Genomic DNA, 18730 nt, shown 5'->3' on the forward strand with positions numbered 1-18730 from the left:
CTGTTTTAACCGGAAACTGATATGGCTGAACCCCGTTTTATACATCTGCGTGTCCACAGTGACTATTCGATGATTGATGGCCTGGCGAAAACCGGGCCGTTAATCAAGAAGGCGGCTGCCCTTGGCATGCCGGCTATCGCGATTACCGACTTCACTAACCTCTGTGGCCTGGTGAAATTTTACGGTGGCGCACATAGCGCAGGGATAAAGCCGGTCATTGGTGCCGATTTCAACGTTGCCAGTGAACTGATGGGGGATGAACTGACACAGCTTACTGTGCTGGCGTCCAGTAATACCGGATATCAGAACCTGACGCTGCTGATCTCCCGTGCCTATCAGCGTGGGTATGGCGTGGACGGACCGATCATCGACCGCGACTGGCTGATTGAATTGCAGGAAGGATTAATCCTGCTGTCGGGCGGACGGCGCGGCGATGTGGGTCGCAGCCTGCTGCGCGGCAACAATGCCCTGGTTTCGCAATGCCTGTCGTTTTACCAGCAACATTTCCCCGATCGCTACTACCTGGAGCTGATTCGTACCGGCCGTCAGGACGAAGAGAGCTATCTGCATGCGGCAGTTGAACTGGCGATTGCAGAGGGAATACCGGTCGTTGCCACCAATGAAGTCTGCTTTATCAATGCAGAAGATTTCGATGCGCACGAAATTCGCGTCGCCATTCATGACGGCTATACGCTGGATGATCCCAAGCGTCCGCGTAACTACAGTCCTCAGCAATATATGCGCAGCGAAGAGGAGATGTGCGAGCTCTTCTCGGACATCCCGGAAGCGCTGGAAAACAGCGTAGAGATTGCTAAGCGTTGTAACGTCACGGTCCGGCTGGGCGAATACTTCCTGCCGCAGTTCCCGACCGGTGACATGACCACCGAAGATTATCTGGTGGTGAAATCCCGTGAGGGTCTGGAAGAGCGTCTCGAGTTCCTGTTCCCGGACGAAGCCGAACGCCTTGAGAAACGCCCGGAATATGATGAACGTCTGGAGATTGAACTCAACGTTATTAACCAGATGGGTTTCCCCGGCTACTTCCTGATCGTAATGGAGTTCATCCAGTGGTCCAAGGACAACGGCGTGCCGGTCGGGCCGGGGCGTGGTTCCGGTGCCGGTTCGCTGGTGGCCTATGCGCTGAAAATCACCGATATCGATCCGCTGGAATTTGACCTGCTGTTCGAACGCTTCCTGAACCCGGAACGCGTCTCGATGCCCGATTTCGACGTCGACTTCTGCATGGAGAAGCGCGATCAGGTGATCGAACACGTTGCAGATATGTACGGACGTGAAGCGGTTTCCCAGATTATTACCTTCGGCACCATGGCGGCGAAAGCGGTCATTCGCGATGTGGGCCGCGTGCTGGGACATCCTTACGGCTTCGTTGACCGCATTTCAAAACTGATCCCGCCCGATCCCGGCATGACGCTGGAAAAAGCCTTTATTGCTGAACCGCAGCTTCCCGCCATGTATGACGCGGACGAAGAGGTTAAAGCGCTGATCGACATGGCGCGCAAGCTGGAAGGGGTCACCCGTAACGCCGGTAAACATGCGGGCGGCGTAGTCATTGCGCCAACGAAGATCACCGATTTTGCGCCGCTCTATTGCGATGAGCATGGGCAGTTCCCGGTGACCCAGTTCGATAAAAATGATGTGGAATATGCCGGCCTGGTGAAGTTCGACTTCCTGGGTCTGCGTACGCTGACCATCATCGACTGGGCGCTGAAGATGATCAACCCGCGCCGGGAAAAACAGGGGCTGGAGCCGATCGATATCGCCTCTATCCCGCTGGATGATAAGAAAAGCTTCGATATGCTGCAGCGCTCGGAAACCACCGCGGTGTTCCAGCTTGAATCGCGCGGCATGAAAGATCTGATTAAGCGTCTGAAGCCCGACTGCTTCGAAGATATGATCGCACTGGTGGCGCTGTTCCGTCCTGGCCCACTGCAGTCCGGCATGGTGGATAACTTCATTGACCGTAAGCATGGCCGTGAAGCGATCTCCTATCCCGACATTCAGTGGCAGCATGAAAGCCTGAAACCGGTGCTGGAACCGACCTACGGCATCATCCTCTATCAGGAACAGGTGATGCAGATCGCCCAGGTTCTCTCCGGTTACACGCTGGGCGGTGCGGATATGCTGCGTCGCGCCATGGGTAAAAAGAAACCCGAGGAGATGGCCAAACAGCGTTCTGTATTCCGCGACGGTGCTGAAAGTATGGGCATCGACGGGGAACTGTCGATGAAGATCTTCGATCTGGTAGAAAAATTTGCAGGTTATGGCTTTAACAAGTCACACTCTGCGGCCTACGCACTCGTCTCCTACCAGACGCTGTGGCTGAAGGCACACTATCCGGCTGAGTTTATGGCTGCGGTCATGACCGCCGACATGGATAACACCGAGAAAGTGGTTGGCCTGGTCGATGAGTGCTGGCGGATGGGACTGAAAGTCCTGCCGCCTGATATCAACTCCGGTCTTTATCAGTTCCATGTTAATGACGCGGGCGAGATCGTTTACGGCATTGGCGCGATTAAAGGCGTCGGTGAAGGTCCGATCGAAGCGATCATCGACGCCCGTAACGAAGGCGGTTATTTCCGCGAGTTGTTTGATCTCTGCGCCCGTACCGACACCAAAAAGATCAACCGTCGGGTAATGGAAAAATTGATCATGTCCGGGGCCTTTGATCGCCTTGGACCGCATCGTGCTGCGCTGATGAGTTCACTCAGTGACGCGTTAAAAGCGGCCGATCAGCACGCGAAAGCGGAAGCGATTGGCCAGGCTGATATGTTTGGCGTACTGGCGGAAGAGCCGGAGCAGGTTGAGAAATCGTATGCCAGCGTCACGCCGTGGCCTGAGCAGGTGCAGCTGGATGGCGAACGGGAAACGCTGGGGCTTTACCTTACCGGCCACCCGATTAATCAGTACCTGAAAGAAATTGAGCGTTACGTTGGCGGGGTGCGGCTGAAAGATATGCATCCTACCGATCGGGGTAAAATTACCGTGGCGGCCGGTCTGGTGATCGCGGCACGGGTAATGGTCACCAAACGCGGCAACCGAATTGGTATCTGTACTCTGGACGATCGCTCCGGTCGTCTTGAGGTGATGTTATTTACCGATGCGTTAGATAAATACCAGCAGTTGCTGGAGAAAGACCGAATTCTGATCGTCAGCGGACAGGTCAGCTTTGATGACTTCAGTGGTGGCCTTAAAATGACCGCTCGTGAAGTCATGGACATCGACGAAGCTCGCGAAAAATACGCGCGCGGACTTGCTATCTCGCTGACGGACAGGCAAATTGATGACCAGCTATTAAACCGACTCCGTCAGTCTCTGGAACCTCATCGATCAGGGACTATTCCGGTGCATCTCTACTATCAGAGAGCCGACGCGCGAGCGAAGCTGCGCTTTGGTGCCGCGTGGCGAATTTCGCCCAGCGATCGTTTACTTAACGATCTGCGCTCGTTGATTGGATCGGAGCAGGTGGAACTGGAGTTTGACTAGAACAGGAACATTATGAGTCTTAATTACCTGGATTTTGAACAGCCAATTGCAGAACTGGAAGCGAAGATCGATTCGCTGACCTCAATTGGTCGTCAGGATGATAAACACGTTAATCTGGATGAAGAAGTTCAGCGTCTGCGTGAGAAAAGCGTTGAGCTGACCCGTAAGATCTTCGCCGATTTGGGCGCATGGCAAATCGCTCAGCTGGCGCGTCATCCTTTGCGTCCTTACACCTTTGACTACGTGCGCAACGCCTTCGACGATTTCGATGAGCTGGCGGGCGACCGTGCTTATGCCGATGACAAAGCGATTGTGGGCGGGATTGCACGTCTTGATGGACGTCCGGTGATGATCATCGGGCACCAGAAAGGCCGTGAAACCAAAGAGAAAATTCGCCGTAACTTCGGCATGCCAGCACCGGAAGGCTATCGCAAAGCGCTGCGCCTGATGGAGATGGCTGAGCGTTTCAAAATGCCAATCATCACCTTCATCGACACACCGGGTGCCTATCCGGGTGTGGGCGCGGAAGAGCGTGGGCAGTCTGAAGCGATTGCCCGCAACCTGCGTGAAATGTCTGGCCTGAAAGTGCCGGTGATCTGTACGGTCATCGGTGAGGGTGGTTCAGGTGGTGCGCTGGCTATTGGCGTGGGCGATAAAGTGAATATGCTGCAGTACAGCACCTATTCAGTGATCTCGCCGGAAGGCTGTGCATCCATTCTGTGGAAAAGCGCTGACAAAGCGCCGCTGGCCGCTGAAGCGATGGGCATTACCGCTCACCGTCTGAAAGAGCTGAAGCTGATTGACTCCGTGATCCCTGAGCCACTGGGTGGCGCGCATCGCCGTCCGGTTGATATGGCGCAGTCACTGAAGCAGCAGCTGCTGGCCGATCTGGCCGATCTCGATGGATTTAGCACTGAAGAGCTGCTGGATCGTCGTTATCAGCGCCTGATGAGCTACGGCTACGCCTGATTTAGCCCCATCCATAAAAGCGGACTCCGGTCCGCTTTTTTTATGCCGCCGGTTTATCTCCGCACGCTATTCCCCTCTCTTTCAGCGCCATCCGATAGCCGCCTTGCTACACCTTCCGCGGGTTAGCGGTTATGCTTGTCCGGTTCCACAATAATCAGGGAGATGGGCATTGAATATTCTGGCGATCATGGGCGCGCACGGCGTGTTTTATAAAGATGAACCGTTACGCGAACTCGACGCGGCGTTAAATCTGCAAGGCTTCAGGCTGCTTTACCCGAAAAACAGTGACGATCTGCTGAAACTGATCGAGCATAATCCGCGTATCAGCGGCGTCATCTTCGACTGGGACGCGCACAACAGTCCGGAACTCTGCGGTGAGATTAATCAGCTCAACGAATACCTGCCGCTGTACGCCTTTATCAACACCCACTCGCAGATGGACATCAGCGTCAATGAGATGCGCATGCCGCTGCACTTTTTTGAGTACGCGCTGAATGCCGCCGACGATATCGCGCTGCATATCCGGCAATATACCGATGACTATCTCGACCACATTACGCCGCCGCTGACTAAAGCGCTTTTCACCTATGTGAAAGAGGGCAAGTACACCTTCTGCACGCCGGGCCATATGGCGGGTACCGCGTTTCAGAAGAGCCCGGTGGGCTGCCTGTTCTACGATTTCTTCGGGGCCAATACCCTGAAATCGGACATCTCAATTTCCGTTACCGAACTGGGTTCGCTGCTTGATCACACCGGTCCGCACCTTGAAGCGGAGGAGTACATTGCACGCACTTTTGGCGCCGAGCAGAGTTACATGGTGACCAACGGGACCTCAACGTCGAACAAAATTGTCGGCATGTATGCCGCACCGGCGGGCAGCACCGTGCTGATCGATCGCAACTGCCACAAGTCACTGACCCATCTGCTGATGATGAGCGATCTTATCCCCATCTGGCTGAAGCCGACCCGCAATGCGTTGGGTATTCTCGGCGGTATCCCAAAGCAGGAGTTCACCCGCGAGAGTATTTCGCTCAAGGTGGCTGCCACCGACCGTGCCACGTGGCCGGTTCATGCGGTGATCACCAACTCCACCTATGATGGGCTGCTCTACAATACCCAGTACATCAAAGAGACACTGGATGTACCGTCGATTCATTTCGATTCAGCCTGGGTGCCTTACACTAATTTCCATCCGATCTACGCCGGTAAAAGTGGCATGAGTGGCGACCGCATCCCGGGAAAAGTGGTGTATGAGACGCAATCGACCCACAAACTGCTGGCGGCGTTTTCGCAGGCATCAATGATTCACATTAAGGGCGACTACGACGAACAGACGTTTAACGAAGCCTACATGATGCACACCACCACTTCGCCCAATTACGCCATCGTCTCCTCTATTGAAACTGCTGCTGCCATGCTGCGTGGCAATCCCGGTAAACGACTGATCAATCGCTCGGTGGAGCGCGCGCTGCACTTCCGTCGGGAGATCCAGCGCCTGCGCGAAGAGTCCGACAGCTGGTTCTTTGATATCTGGCAACCGGAAGAGGTTGACGAAGCGCAATGCTGGCCGATCCAGCCCGGCGACGAAGAGTGGCACGGATTTACTCAGGCCGATCGCGATCACATGTACCTGGATCCGATCAAAGTCACCATTCTGACGCCGGGCATGAGCGAACTGGGGAAGATGGCGGAAGAGGGGATCCCGGCGGCGCTGGTGGCGAAGTTTCTGGATGAGCGCGGCATCGTGGTGGAGAAAACCGGTCCCTATAACCTGCTGTTCCTGTTCAGCATCGGCATCGACAAAACCAAAGCAATGAGCGTGCTGCGCGGACTGACCGAGTTCAAACGCGCCTACGATCTTAATCTGCGGGTGAAAAACATGCTGCCGGATCTCTATGCCGAAGATCCTGACTTCTATCGCAATATGCGCATTCAGACACTGGCGCAGGGGATCCATCAGCTGATCCGCCATCACGATCTGCCGCGTCTGATGCTGCAGGCATTTGATGTCCTGCCCGAAATGAAGATGACGCCGCATCAGGCATTTCAGCAGCAGGTGAAGGGCAATATCGAAACGGTGGAACTCAGCGAGCTGGTCGGGCGGGTGTCAGCCAATATGATTCTGCCTTATCCGCCAGGCGTTCCACTGGTGATGCCAGGCGAGATGATTACTGAGAAGAGCCGCGCGGTGCTCGATTTTCTGCTGATGCTGTGCAGCATTGGACGGCATTATCCGGGCTTCGAAACGGATATTCACGGTGCCAGCCTGACCGAAGAGGGCGAGTATCGCGTCCGCGTGCTGAAAAACGACCTCGCATAAACCTTTAAACGACTATCAGCGGCAGGGTGTCTGCGGACAGCCTGCCCGAATCAGGGAATTGAACATGTTGCAGTTAACCGCTATTCACCACATCGCCATCATCGCCTCTGACTATCAGCGCAGCAAAGCATTCTATTGTGACGTACTGGGTTTCCGTCTGATGGGCGAATATTACCGCGAAGCGCGGGACTCCTGGAAAGGCGACCTTGCCCTACAGGATCGCTATACCATTGAGCTGTTCTCTTTTCCTGAGCCGCCGGCGCGGGTCAGTCATCCTGAAGCGTGTGGCCTGCGTCATCTGGCCTTTACCGTGCCGGATGTTGCCGCTGCCGTCGCGACGCTGGCCGATAAAGGCGTTATCTGCGAACCGATTCGCATTGATGACCTGACCGGTAAACAATGCACTTTCTTTGCCGATCCGGATGGTTTGCCGCTGGAGCTTTATCAGGCGTAAAATAGCGCGCTCAGCGGGCGACATTCAGTGGCCCGATTTTCTGGATTCTGCCATGTCTTTGCCCGCTTTTGACAACCTTTTGCAACCTGATGCCGCCCTGGTGGTCGCATTCAGCGGTGGACTGGATTCAACCGTGCTGCTGCATCAGCTTCGCGGCTGGCAGCAGCAGCATCCTCAGTTGCGCCTGCGGGCACTGCATGTTCACCATGGGCTTAGCCCGAATGCCGATCGCTGGGCAACCCATTGCCAGACGATTTGCGCGCAGTGGCAGCTGCCCTGTGAAGTGCTCCGCGTTAACGTTGATGGCAGGGAAAACGGCATTGAAGCAGCCGCCCGCACTGCCCGTTATCAGGCGCTGAGTGCGGCACTGCAGCCGGGCGAAGTGTTACTCACAGCGCAGCACCTCGACGATCAGTGCGAAACATTCCTGCTGGCGCTGAAGCGCGGCAGTGGTCCCGCCGGGCTGGCAGCGATGCCCGCTACACGCACGCTGGGTTCTCATCAGCTGGTGCGTCCGCTGCTGAATCAGACGCGACAGTCGCTTGAAGCCTATGCCGACGCGCATCAGCTGGCGTGGATTGAAGATGAGAGCAATCAGGATCTTCGCTACGACCGCAACTTTCTGCGTCAGCGGCTGCTGCCTGAGCTTCACCAGCGCTGGCCCCATTTTGCCGAGGCAGCGGCCCGCAGTGCGGCGTTATGCAGTGAGCAGGAGCAGTTGCTGGATGAACTGCTCACCGGGCAACTGGCAGAGCTGATCCAGCCTGATGGCAGCCTGCACTTTCCACCCATAATGGCCATGAGTGAGCTGCGTGCTAATGCCTTATTGCGGCGCTGGATCGCCGGACAGGGTGGGGCGATGCCGTCCCGTGAAGCGCTGAAACGCATCCACGACGAAGTGATGGCGAGCCGGGAGGATGCGCAGCCCCGGCTGCGATTCGGTCAGGCTGAACTTCGTCGTTACCGTCAGCAGCTCTACTGGCTGCCGTTGTTCAGTTCACTGCGCGACACCGCGCTGGCATGGCCCAATCTCTGCCAGCCGCTGGCGTTACCGCAGAATCTTGGCACGCTGCGTGCCAGCCAGTCGCAGAGTCTGTTGCGCTATCCTGAGCCGGATGAGCAGGTCAGCGTGCGGTTTCACGCACAGGGTCATGTCCATCTGGTGGGCCGTCGTGGCGGAAGGGAAATGAAAAAACTGTGGCAGGAGTTGCAGATACCGCCGTGGCAGCGTGAACGGCTGCCGTTAATTTTTTATAACCAGACGCTGGTCTGCGTTCCGACTCTCTTTGTCACCCGTGATGGCGCGGCCCCTGATCAGCAGGGCTGGCAGATAGTCTGGGACGGGGCATCCGGCGCAGGAGAACAACAATAATGAAACAGTGGCTTATCGCCTGTTTAGCGGTCACCGTGTTACCGGCATGGGCAGCGGGTGATGCGCAGCGCGGCGCACAGAAAGCGGGCAGTTGCATGGCCTGTCATGGCGCAGCAGGAAAAGCGGCGGTGCCGCTCTATCCTGACCTGGCCGGGCAGCACGCACCTTATCTGGAACATGCGCTGCAGGCCTATAAAAATGGCGAACGCAGTGGCGGTCAGGCTGAAGTCATGAAGGCGTTTGTGGCGGGATTGAGTGACAGCGATATGGCGGATTTAGCGGCGTACTACAGTTCGTTGCAGCCCTGAAGTTTAACAGGGCGGAAAGGTCCCGCCCTGAATGCGTAGGTTACTCTGCGCTGACAACCACCGTACCCAACTCGGGATGGGTGAAGCTTGCGATATGGTCGAGACGTAATTCGCGATGTTCACCGGAAAGATCGATAGCCAGATATTCAACGTTCTTACGTGAAAAGATCTCTTTGGCTTTTGCCTTAAGCTGCTCGCCATCTTTCATTTCCAGCGACAGCATCCAGTTGTTCTGGCAGGCGAGTTCCAGATTATCGTAATCATCGCAATTGATAGGTTGGTACGCTTCATTTATCAACATAGTCGCTCACCAATAAGTTAGCAGCGGCGTAGGCCGCCTGTTCCCTGACAGAAGAGTTTAGCTCAGTATTTGCGGCAACATCATTAAGTGCCTTCAATGCGCAGCCAATCGCATCCGGTATGTAACCTAAATCCCCGCTGCCGATTTCGGCATACTTCCGGCGAACTAACTCACAATAATTTTGCACGTGGCCCTCCTCGGCAGAGCGTAAATACTCTGGTTAACTGGCGACTATATCATAGCCATTTAGAGGAAATCAGCCTGCGTAAAGCAGGAACAGTGCGCGAATCACTGCTAAAGTGACAGATTCCGCTGTCTGAGGCGGAATAAATCAGAGCACAAAAGGTTAATTTGATGAACAGGTTATCGGAGGTCAACGTGGTTAAGGTGTGGGGAGCGAGCTTATGATTATGCTATCCCGTTCGGTTGAGATTCCGGAAAGTGAGATCGAGCTGACGGCGATTCGTGCTCAGGGCGCAGGCGGACAACATGTCAATAAAGCCAGCACCGCCATTCATCTGCGCTTCGATATTGCTGCCTCTTCACTGCCCGCGTTTTATAAAGAGCGACTGCTCACCGCCACTCATCATTTGATTACCGGTGATGGCGTTGTGGTGATCAAGGCGCAGGAGTATCGCAGTCAGGAGATGAATCGTGAAGCAGCGCTGCAACGTCTGGTTAATCTGATCCAGGAGCTGAGTACCGTGGAAAAAGCCCGGCGCGCCACGCGGCCGACTCGCGCTTCAAAAGAGCGCCGTCTGGAAGGAAAAGCCCGCCGCAGTTCAACTAAATCGATGCGCGGCAAGGTGCAATAAAAAACGCCCCGCAGGCGGGGCGTTTGAGTACTTACAACGTCAGGGGCGAGCGGCGAAGAGATCGAGCCTGCTCAGGGAACGCGGTCAGATCGGAAAGTCGCTAAAGCCATCCATGGCCGCTCGGCCCGCACCGTCCCTGGCGCGGGACGCTTTCCTCTCCTGACCCGGTTCCCTTCGCGTTGAGCTCATCTGTTGTGGCCAGATTCAGCCCGCTTTGATTAACGCTAAGAACTTACTTATTCAGAGCCTTCAGCAGGAATTCAACAATTTCATCCTGCTTAATCATCTGCTTCTCACCGGCACGACGTGATTTGTACTCAATCTCCTGATTATCGAGATTGCGATCACCAATGACGATGGTGTGTGGCACACCAATCAGTTCCATATCAGCGAACATCACGCCCGGACGCTCTTTACGGTCATCCAGAATAACCTCAACGCCTTTGGCACGGAGGGTGGCATACAGCTCTTCCGCCAGCTCTTTAACCCGGAACGATTTCTGCATATTCATTGGCAGAATCGCAACTTCGAAAGGTGCCAGTGCGGCGGGCCAGATGATGCCGCGATCGTCATGGTTCTGCTCAATGGCTGCCGCAACAACGCGGGTGATGCCGATGCCGTAGCAGCCCATGCTCATCACCTGATTGCGGCCATCTTCGCCCTGAACAGACGCTTTCAGCGCGTCAGAATACTTGATGCCGAGCTGGAAAATATGACCGACTTCGATGCCGCGCTTAATCTGCAGCGTGCCTTTACCATCCGGGCTTAAATCGCCTTCGACCACGTTACGGATATCTGCAACGCTGGCCAGCGGCAGATCGCGCTCCCAGTTAATGCCGAAGTAGTGCTTACCATCGACGTTGGCACCGGCACTGAAGTCGCTCATCTTCGCCACGGTACGGTCAGCAATAACAGGCATCTGCAGACCAACCGGGCCGATTGAACCCGGTCCGGCACCTACTGCGGCGCGAATCTCTTCTTCGGTCGCGAACACCAGCGGTGACGCAACGATCTCTGACTTCTCCGCTTTGATCTCATTAAGCTGATGATCGCCGCGTACCAGCAGGGCAACCAGCGCGTGGCCGCTATCTTCAGCACCTTTAACAATCAGCGTTTTCACTGTTTTTTCAACAGGCACGCTGAATTGCTCAACCAGCTCCGCGATGGTTTTTGCGTCTGGCGTCTCGACCAGTTGCATCTCCTGCGACGGCGCTGCGCGCTCACCAGCGGGTGCGACGGCTTCGGCCAGCTCAATGTTGGCCGCGTAATCAGAATCGGTAGAGAAGATCACATCATCTTCACCGCTCTGCGCCAGAACCTGGAACTCATGGGAGGCGCTGCCGCCAATCGAGCCGGTGTCGGCCTGCACGGCGCGGAAATCCAGACCCATACGGCTGAAGATCTGGCTATAGGCGCGGTACATCGCGTCATACGTTTCCTGCAGCGACTCCTGCGAAACGTGGAACGAGTAAGCATCTTTCATGATGAATTCACGTGAACGCATCACGCCAAAGCGCGGACGGACTTCATCACGGAATTTGGTCTGGATCTGATAGAGGTTGAGCGGCAGTTGCTTATAAGAGCTCAGCTCATTGCGGATCAGGTCAGTGACCACCTCTTCATGCGTCGGACCCAGCACGAACGGACGCTCGTGGCGATCTGCAATACGTAACAGTTCCGGGCCATACTCCTCCCAGCGACCGCTCTCCTGCCACAGGTCGGCGGGCTGCACAACCGGCATTAAAATCTCAACCGCGCCCGCGTTGTTCATCTCTTCGCGCACGATGTTTTCGACTTTTTTCAGCACGCGAACCCCGGTCGGTAACCAGGTGTACAAGCCAGAAGCCAGTTTGCGGATCATACCGGCGCGCAGCATCAGCTGGTGGCTGATCACTTCAGCGTCGGAAGGCGTCTCTTTCTGAGTAGAGAGCAGATATTGAGTAGTACGCATTGATTACGGTTCCAGTTGATCGGAAAGTCACAGACAGAATTTTGCTGGCGGCTAGTGTACCAGTGAGATCACCGGCTCAAAAGCGGGTTTTAACGCGGGTCGATGGCGATCACTTCAGTACCGGCATCGTCAATGCGCCAGCGTACATTAAAATCCATCAGCCAGGCCGCATATTCCCGCGCCTGTGTCTCGCCCTGACGGTAAGCGGGACGGGGATCCTGTGCCAGCACTTCACTGATAAAGCGAGCCAGATTGGGGTAGCGCGACTGTTGGTGAAGCTGCTGTTGTGCCAGCGCGGAGAAGCGAACCGGCATATCAGCCGCAGGTGCCGCCTGAGCAAAACCCGCCTGGGCATGGGGCAATGCTTCGGCAAAGGGCAGATAAGGTTTGATATCCACCACCGGGGTGCCATCGACCAGATCCAGACTGCCAAGCTGCAGGATCACCTGCTGTTTTTCAATCCTGATACCTTTTAGCTCAACCAGCGACATGCCAATGGGATTGGGACGGAACGTTGAACGTGTCGCAAATACACCCATGCGCGCATTGCCGCCCAGCCGGGGAGGGCGAACCGTGGGACGCCAGCCGCCCTCCATCGTCTGATGGAAGACAAACAGCAGCCAGAGGTGGCTGAACGCTTCTATTCCACGCACCGCTTCTGGCTGATTGTAAGGTGGCTGCAGGTGCAGTTCGCCGCCGCCATCCTGTACCAGCCCTGGCTGGCGCGGCACGGCAAACTTCTCCTTCCACGGTGAGCGGATTACCCCAATTTGCGCAAAGGCGAATTCACTCATTGATTGCTGACTTTCAGTGCCGAACCCTGACACACCGCCTGACGATAGCAGCCTGGCGTGCCGGTGACGATTTCACACTGATGCAGCAGCACCGCATTGGCTTTCATCTGTGACGCTTTGATCTGCAGGCGTTTACGTGCAGTAGCGATGTTGGCTGGGGAGTTCTGATTACTCATCTGGCAATCTTCAGCGGAGACTTCACCCAGATCGCGGAACGGCTTGCTGACCAGATCGGCGGCATCGGTATAGAGCTTAACCGGTGCCGGTCGTGACACAGGCTTGCGGGTGGGTTCACTGGATTGCTGCGGCCGGGACGGTGCGCTGCTTATCGGGTGATACTCATGAACACACCCTGTCAGCATCAATGCTAACAAGCAGAGCGGTAAAAAACGCATGGCAACATCCTCAGGTTTCAAAAAGTGGCGTTATTGAAACAAGGACAAGAATAAATAACAAGTCGGGCAGGGCACCCAATAACAGAAAGGGCGGCATAGCGCCGCCCTTAAGGAGATGAACAGCTGAATTACCAGCCTTTAACCGCGCCGCCGTTAAAGACTTTGTTAGCGGCATCGTAGACTTCGTCAGACTGGTAAGCCTTGACAAATTTCTTCACGTTTTCCGCATCTTTATTATCTTCGCGCGCCACAATCAGGTTCACGTACGGTGAATCTTTATCTTCGACGAAAATACCATCTTTGGCTGGTGTCAGGCCAATCTGGCTGGCGTAGGTAGTGTTGATAACCGCCAGCGCGATCTGCTGATCGTCCAGTGAGCGTGGCAGCTGCGGCGCTTCCAGCTCAACGATTTTCAGATGCTTAGGGTTTTCAGTGATATCCAGCGAGGTTGGCAGCAGGCCCACGCCATCTTTCAGCTTGATCAGACCCACTTTCTGCAGCAGCAGCAGCGTACGGCCCAGGTTGGTCGGGTCGTTTGGAATGGCAACCTGAGCGCCATCCTGCAGCTCATCCAGTGACTTAATCTTTTTCGAATAGCCCGCGATTGGGTAGACGAAGGAGTTACCCACTGAAACCAGCTTGTAGCCACGATCTTTGATTTGCTGATCCAGATACGGTTTGTGCTGGAAAGCGTTGACGTCGATATCGCCTTTGCTCAGCGCTTCATTCGGCAGTACGTAATCGTTGAAGGTGACCAGCTCAACGTCCAGACCATATTTCTCTTTGGCAACTTTCTGCGCTGCTTCAGCAACCTGCTGCTCAGCACCGACAATCACACCCACTTTGATGTGGTTAGGGTCTTTCTCTTTTTGATCGCATCCTGCCAGCGCAATCGCGCCAATCAGTGCACCCACAGCGGCAATTTTCTTGAATCTGAAAGACATATCCTTTCCTTCTTAATAATGTGATATTGCTGGCTTATTTATGGGACACCGCATGCACGATGCGGTCGCCACAGAATTGAATGAGATACACCAAAACTACTAACAACACCAATACCGTATTCATCACAGTGGCGTTATATCCGATATAACCATACTGATAACCGATCTGGCCCAGACCACCGGCACCCACCGCGCCACCCATGGCGGAGTAACCAACCAGGGTAATCAGGGTGATGGTCGCAGCATTCACCAGGCCAGGCATCGCTTCCGGCAGCAGAACCTTACGGATGATCTGCATTGGCGTGGCGCCCATAGCACGTGATGCTTCAATCAGTCCGGTTGGCAGTTCCAGCAAGGCATTTTCAACCATACGTGCGATAAACGGTGCCGCGCCAACGGTCAACGGAACGATGGCCGCCTGCAGTCCGATTGAGGTGCCGACGATTACGCGAGTAAAAGGAATCATCCAGACCAGTAAGATAATGAAAGGAATGGAGCGGAAGATATTCACCAGCGCGGAGAGCACGCGATAAAGTCCCTGATTCTGCAGAATCTGGCCCGGACGGGTGACATAGAGTAAAACGCCGACCGGCAGACCCAGCACAAAACCGAAAAAGCCCGAGACGAAGGTCATCATCAGCGTTTCCCACACGCCCCGTCCCAGCAACCACATCATCGCTTCAGACATAACCTAACACCTCTACTTTCACATGATTCTCCTTCAGCCAGGCTATCGCCTCGCGGGTATCGCTTTCTGTGCCGTGCATTTCGGCCAGCATAATGCCGAACTTCACGCCACCGGCGTAATCCATCTGGGCACTGATAATGTTGTTATTCACGTTGTAACGGCGGGCAGCTTCAGACAGCAGCGGCGCATCAACCGATTTACCGGTGAATTCCAGTCGCAGCAGGGGCACGGTGCCTTCAGCGGCGGTGGCAGAAAGGCGCTGCTGGTAATCATCCGGAATATCCAGATGCAGCGTAGACTGAATAAACTGCTGCGCCAGCGGTGTCTTAGGATGAGAGAAGACCTCACTGACGCTATCTTTCTCAATCAGCTCACCGTGACTGATGACCGCAACCTGATCGCAGATGCGTTTCACTACATCCATTTCATGGGTGATCAGCAGAATCGTCAGCCCAAGCCGGCGGTTAATGTCTTTAAGCAATTCCAGAATAGAGCGGGTCGTCGCGGGATCCAGTGCACTGGTAGCTTCATCACACAACAGAACCTTGGGATTGCTGGCCAGGGCGCGGGCAATCGCGACACGCTGCTTCTGACCGCCCGAGAGATTCGCAGGCCAGGCATCATGCTTATCTGATAATCCCACCAGTTCCAGCAGTTCAGTTACGCGAGCCGTGATCTGAGCGCGGGAGAGATTACCGAGTTCCAGTGGAAGAGAGACGTTACCCGCGACGGTACGGGAGTTCATCAGATTAAAGTGCTGGAAGATCATGCCGATCTGGCGGCGCGCCTGGGTTAACTGACGTTCGTTGAGTGCGGTTAAATCAGCACCGTCTACCAGTACGCGGCCCGAAGTAGGGCGCTCCAGCAGGTTAACGCAACGAATCAACGTACTTTTACCGGCACCGGAAGCACCGATAACGCCATAAATCTGTCCGGCAGGCACGTGCAGGCTGACATCCGTTAGCGCCGGAACAGACCGCGTACCTTGCTGAAACACCTTGGTAATATTTTCTAGTTTAATCATTATGTTATTTATTATCGTGTTGCGTTGTCCGTGGTGTGGGAAGCCTCGTCGCTTTTATTCGGTATAAAAGCTGGATGGATGTTAAGGCATCCAGACGTCTAAATCAATGGAAGTGATTCAATCTGACATTCTCCCTTTTATAGCAATCATGCGATACTGATCGGCAATTTTTACAGCAGGAGTTTCTACGTGGCGAATAAAGTCCCCGCTATTTTTCTTGATCGTGATGGCACCCTTAATGTCGACAATGGCTATGTCCATGAGATCGATGACTTCCAGTTTATTGACGGCACGATTGAAGCGCTGCAACAACTTAAGACAATGGGTTTTGCGCTGGTGGTCGTGACCAATCAGTCTGGCATCGCGCGCGGTATGTTTACTGAAGATACCTTTATGCGGCTGACAGAATGGATGGACTGGTCGCTGGCCGATCGCGATGTTGATCTTGATGGCATCTATTTCTGTCCTCACCATCCTGAAGCAACAGTAGCAGAGTTCCGTCAGGCCTGTGACTGCCGCAAGCCTCAGCCGGGTATGCTGCTGACGGCGCAGGAAGAACTGAATATTGATATGACCGCTTCTTATATGGTGGGTGACAAGCTGGAAGACATGCTGGCAGGGCAGGCTGCCGGTGTCGGCAAGAAAGTACTGGTGCGCAGCGGCAAACCGGTCACTGCTGAAGGTGAAGCAGCAGCAGATTGGGTGATTAATAGCCTGGCAGAGCTTCCGGCGCGCATTAAAAAGGGGTAAAACGGCGCTTTTGTGCAAATTTCAGACGAACAGAAAAAAAGTCTCAATTTGCACTTGCGCTATCTGAGCCGTTCCCTATAATGCGCCTCCACTGACACGGCAAACCGGAAACGGAAAACGGGTCAGAAGGCACAGGAGACTGCGCCGCCGGAGAAAAACTTTTGAGAAAGAGGTTGACTCTGCAGGAGGAAAGCGTAATATACGCCACCTCGCGACAGGACGCTAACGCACTGTTCGCACTGCTCTTTAACAATTTATCAGACAATCTGTGTGGGCACTCGCAGGATTGATATCAGCGTCTCCGGACGTAAAAAATATCAAGCCTCACGAGTGAACACATAATGAAATTCATTATGACGTTTTACAGATGAGCACCGCTTAACTTGTTTAAGCAAATCAAACTTAAATTGAAGAGTTTGATCATGGCTCAGATTGAACGCTGGCGGCAGGCCTAACACATGCAAGTCGGACGGTAGCACAGAGAGCTTGCTCTTGGGTGACGAGTGGCGGACGGGTGAGTAATGTCTGGGGATCTGCCCGATAGAGGGGGATAACCACTGGAAACGGTGGCTAATACCGCATAACGTCGCAAGACCAAAGAGGGGGACCTTCGGGCCTCTCACTATCGGATGAACCCAGATGGGATTAGCTAGTAGGCGGGGTAATGGCCCACCTAGGCGACGATCCCTAGCTGGTCTGAGAGGATGACCAGCCACACTGGAACTGAGACACGGTCCAGACTCCTACGGGAGGCAGCAGTGGGGAATATTGCACAATGGGCGCAAGCCTGATGCAGCCATGCCGCGTGTATGAAGAAGGCCTTCGGGTTGTAAAGTACTTTCAGCGGGGAGGAAGGCGATGCGGTTAATAACCGCGTCGATTGACGTTACCCGCAGAAGAAGCACCGGCTAACTCCGTGCCAGCAGCCGCGGTAATACGGAGGGTGCAAGCGTTAATCGGAATTACTGGGCGTAAAGCGCACGCAGGCGGTCTGTTAAGTCAGATGTGAAATCCCCGGGCTTAACCTGGGAACTGCATTTGAAACTGGCAGGCTTGAGTCTTGTAGAGGGGGGTAGAATTCCAGGTGTAGCGGTGAAATGCGTAGAGATCTGGAGGAATACCGGTGGCGAAGGCGGCCCCCTGGACAAAGACTGACGCTCAGGTGCGAAAGCGTGGGGAGCAAACAGGATTAGATACCCTGGTAGTCCACGCCGTAAACGATGTCGACTTGGAGGTTGTTCCCTTGAGGAGTGGCTTCCGGAGCTAACGCGTTAAGTCGACCGCCTGGGGAGTACGGCCGCAAGGTTAAAACTCAAATGAATTGACGGGGGCCCGCACAAGCGGTGGAGCATGTGGTTTAATTCGATGCAACGCGAAGAACCTTACCTACTCTTGACATCCACGGAATTTGGCAGAGATGCCTTAGTGCCTTCGGGAACCGTGAGACAGGTGCTGCATGGCTGTCGTCAGCTCGTGTTGTGAAATGTTGGGTTAAGTCCCGCAACGAGCGCAACCCTTATCCTTTGTTGCCAGCGATTCGGTCGGGAACTCAAAGGAGACTGCCGGTGATAAACCGGAGGAAGGTGGGGATGACGTCAAGTCATCATGGCCCTTACGAGTAGGGCTACACACGTGCTACAATGGCGCATACAAAGAGAAGCGACCTCGCGAGAGCAAGCGGACCTCACAAAGTGCGTCGTAGTCCGGATCGGAGTCTGCAACTCGACTCCGTGAAGTCGGAATCGCTAGTAATCGTGGATCAGAATGCCACGGTGAATACGTTCCCGGGCCTTGTACACACCGCCCGTCACACCATGGGAGTGGGTTGCAAAAGAAGTAGGTAGCTTAACCTTCGGGAGGGCGCTTACCACTTTGTGATTCATGACTGGGGTGAAGTCGTAACAAGGTAACCGTAGGGGAACCTGCGGTTGGATCACCTCCTTACCTGAAGATACCTTCCCGCGCAGTGTCCACACAGATTGTCTGATAAAAAGTAATGAGCAGGACGGCTGCGAAGTCGTGACACTTTTGTGTCCCCTTCGTCTAGCGGTTAGGACTCCGCCCTTTCACGGCGGCAACAGGGGTTCGAATCCCCTAGGGGACGCCACCTGCTTGGTGACAGGTGAAAGGTGTCTCCATAC

Annotated in this window: 16 protein-coding genes, 1 tRNA gene and 1 rRNA gene; 10 read left to right on the forward strand and 8 right to left on the reverse strand. The window is 54.8% G+C overall.

The window, feature by feature from the left end:
* The first annotated feature begins 21 nt into the window (after positions 1–21).
* From dnaE to AC6I8B_RS03870, 6 genes are all read left to right on the forward strand, one after another.
* Positions 22–3504: a DNA polymerase III subunit alpha gene (dnaE, locus tag AC6I8B_RS03845; RefSeq protein ID WP_033756640.1), complete on the forward strand. Its 3483-nt coding sequence runs from the start codon at positions 22–24 to the stop codon at positions 3502–3504.
* A 12-nt stretch (positions 3505–3516) separates the two neighbouring features.
* Positions 3517–4473: an acetyl-CoA carboxylase carboxyl transferase subunit alpha gene (accA, locus tag AC6I8B_RS03850; protein ID WP_010254150.1), complete on the forward strand. Its 957-nt coding sequence runs from the start codon at positions 3517–3519 to the stop codon at positions 4471–4473.
* 169 nt (positions 4474–4642) lie between these two features.
* The gene (locus AC6I8B_RS03855; protein ID WP_010671866.1) at positions 4643–6793 is read left to right on the forward strand and encodes a lysine decarboxylase LdcC; all 2151 of its coding nucleotides are present in this window, start codon (positions 4643–4645) and stop codon (positions 6791–6793) included.
* A 64-nt stretch (positions 6794–6857) separates the two neighbouring features.
* Positions 6858–7247, forward strand: coding sequence for a VOC family protein (locus tag AC6I8B_RS03860; protein WP_010671867.1), 390 nt, complete (start codon positions 6858–6860; stop codon positions 7245–7247).
* A 52-nt stretch (positions 7248–7299) separates the two neighbouring features.
* Complete coding sequence (gene tilS, locus AC6I8B_RS03865; RefSeq protein ID WP_157353412.1) at positions 7300–8619, forward strand: tRNA lysidine(34) synthetase TilS; 1320 nt, start codon at positions 7300–7302, stop codon at positions 8617–8619.
* Positions 8619–8927: a c-type cytochrome gene (locus AC6I8B_RS03870; RefSeq protein ID WP_033787335.1), complete on the forward strand. Its 309-nt coding sequence runs from the start codon at positions 8619–8621 to the stop codon at positions 8925–8927. Before tilS ends, AC6I8B_RS03870 begins: the two co-directional genes overlap by 1 nt.
* 40 nt (positions 8928–8967) lie before the next feature.
* Here AC6I8B_RS03870 and rof read toward each other — a convergent pair whose 3' ends face one another.
* Together rof and AC6I8B_RS03880 are read right to left on the reverse strand one after the other, a co-directional pair.
* Complete coding sequence (rof, locus tag AC6I8B_RS03875; protein WP_010254167.1) at positions 8968–9228, reverse strand: Rho-binding antiterminator; 261 nt, start codon at positions 9226–9228, stop codon at positions 8968–8970.
* Entirely contained in the window at positions 9215–9415 is a 201-nt protein-coding gene (locus AC6I8B_RS03880) for a YaeP family protein (protein WP_010254172.1), read from the reverse strand. Before AC6I8B_RS03880 ends, rof begins: the two co-directional genes overlap by 14 nt.
* Before the next feature lie 217 nt (positions 9416–9632).
* Here AC6I8B_RS03880 and arfB point away from each other — a divergent pair, with 217 nt between their 5' ends.
* Positions 9633–10043 (forward strand): alternative ribosome rescue aminoacyl-tRNA hydrolase ArfB, encoded by a 411-nt coding sequence (gene arfB, locus AC6I8B_RS03885; protein WP_010254175.1) that lies wholly within the window; start codon positions 9633–9635, stop codon positions 10041–10043.
* A gap of 232 nt (positions 10044–10275) precedes the next feature.
* Here arfB and proS read toward each other — a convergent pair whose 3' ends face one another.
* The 6 genes from proS to metN all read right to left on the reverse strand — a co-directional run bounded on the left by proS (position 10276) and on the right by metN (position 15839).
* On the reverse strand, positions 10276–11994 hold the full coding sequence (proS, locus tag AC6I8B_RS03890) for a proline--tRNA ligase (RefSeq protein ID WP_157353411.1): 1719 nt from the start codon (positions 11992–11994) through the stop codon (positions 10276–10278).
* 89 nt (positions 11995–12083) lie between these two features.
* Positions 12084–12788 (reverse strand): tRNA (N6-threonylcarbamoyladenosine(37)-N6)-methyltransferase TrmO, encoded by a 705-nt coding sequence (tsaA, locus tag AC6I8B_RS03895; protein WP_157353410.1) that lies wholly within the window; start codon positions 12786–12788, stop codon positions 12084–12086.
* Complete coding sequence (gene rcsF, locus AC6I8B_RS03900) at positions 12785–13183, reverse strand: envelope stress sensor lipoprotein RcsF (RefSeq protein WP_010254182.1); 399 nt, start codon at positions 13181–13183, stop codon at positions 12785–12787. Before rcsF ends, tsaA begins: the two co-directional genes overlap by 4 nt.
* 128 nt (positions 13184–13311) lie before the next feature.
* Positions 13312–14127 carry a MetQ/NlpA family lipoprotein gene (locus AC6I8B_RS03905; protein ID WP_010254184.1) on the reverse strand — a complete coding sequence of 272 codons (816 nt, stop codon included), beginning with the start codon at positions 14125–14127 and terminating at the stop codon, positions 13312–13314.
* Positions 14128–14161: 34 nt separating this feature from the next.
* Positions 14162–14815: a methionine ABC transporter permease MetI gene (locus AC6I8B_RS03910; protein WP_003852613.1), complete on the reverse strand. Its 654-nt coding sequence runs from the start codon at positions 14813–14815 to the stop codon at positions 14162–14164.
* Positions 14808–15839 (reverse strand): methionine ABC transporter ATP-binding protein MetN, encoded by a 1032-nt coding sequence (gene metN / locus AC6I8B_RS03915; RefSeq protein ID WP_010254188.1) that lies wholly within the window; start codon positions 15837–15839, stop codon positions 14808–14810. The genes AC6I8B_RS03910 and metN overlap by 8 nt, the downstream gene beginning before the upstream one ends.
* Positions 15840–16028: 189 nt before the next feature.
* Between metN and gmhB the strand changes: the two genes are divergently transcribed.
* From gmhB to AC6I8B_RS03930, 3 genes are all read left to right on the forward strand, one after another.
* A complete protein-coding gene (gmhB, locus tag AC6I8B_RS03920; RefSeq protein WP_122889296.1) occupies positions 16029–16589 on the forward strand; it encodes a D-glycero-beta-D-manno-heptose 1,7-bisphosphate 7-phosphatase in 561 nt (186 codons plus the stop codon).
* Between the two features lie 404 nt (positions 16590–16993).
* A 16S ribosomal RNA gene (locus AC6I8B_RS03925) occupies positions 16994–18533 on the forward strand.
* Between the two features lie 88 nt (positions 18534–18621).
* Positions 18622–18696, forward strand: a tRNA-Glu gene (locus AC6I8B_RS03930).
* Positions 18697–18730: the final 34 nt, after the last annotated feature.

The organism is Pantoea sp. X-Soil-ISGK-285 (assembly GCF_059730815.1).

Excerpts from the sequence above, each read along its gene's own strand:
- dnaE (WP_033756640.1), top strand. The coding sequence starts at position 22 with ATGGCTGAACCCCGTTTTATACATCTGCGTGTCCACAGTGACTATTCG.
- accA (WP_010254150.1), top strand. The coding sequence starts at position 3,517 with ATGAGTCTTAATTACCTGGATTTTGAACAGCCAATTGCAGAACTGGAA.
- AC6I8B_RS03860 (WP_010671867.1), top strand. The coding sequence starts at position 6,858 with ATGTTGCAGTTAACCGCTATTCACCACATCGCCATCATCGCCTCTGAC.
- tilS (WP_157353412.1), top strand. The coding sequence starts at position 7,300 with ATGTCTTTGCCCGCTTTTGACAACCTTTTGCAACCTGATGCCGCCCTG.
- AC6I8B_RS03870 (WP_033787335.1), top strand. The coding sequence starts at position 8,619 with ATGAAACAGTGGCTTATCGCCTGTTTAGCGGTCACCGTGTTACCGGCA.
- rof (WP_010254167.1), bottom strand. The coding sequence starts at position 9,228 with ATGTTGATAAATGAAGCGTACCAACCTATCAATTGCGATGATTACGAT.
- arfB (WP_010254175.1), top strand. The coding sequence starts at position 9,633 with ATGATTATGCTATCCCGTTCGGTTGAGATTCCGGAAAGTGAGATCGAG.
- proS (WP_157353411.1), bottom strand. The coding sequence starts at position 11,994 with ATGCGTACTACTCAATATCTGCTCTCTACTCAGAAAGAGACGCCTTCC.
- tsaA (WP_157353410.1), bottom strand. The coding sequence starts at position 12,788 with ATGAGTGAATTCGCCTTTGCGCAAATTGGGGTAATCCGCTCACCGTGG.
- rcsF (WP_010254182.1), bottom strand. The coding sequence starts at position 13,183 with ATGCGTTTTTTACCGCTCTGCTTGTTAGCATTGATGCTGACAGGGTGT.
- AC6I8B_RS03905 (WP_010254184.1), bottom strand. The coding sequence starts at position 14,127 with ATGTCTTTCAGATTCAAGAAAATTGCCGCTGTGGGTGCACTGATTGGC.
- AC6I8B_RS03910 (WP_003852613.1), bottom strand. The coding sequence starts at position 14,815 with ATGTCTGAAGCGATGATGTGGTTGCTGGGACGGGGCGTGTGGGAAACG.
- metN (WP_010254188.1), bottom strand. The coding sequence starts at position 15,839 with ATGATTAAACTAGAAAATATTACCAAGGTGTTTCAGCAAGGTACGCGG.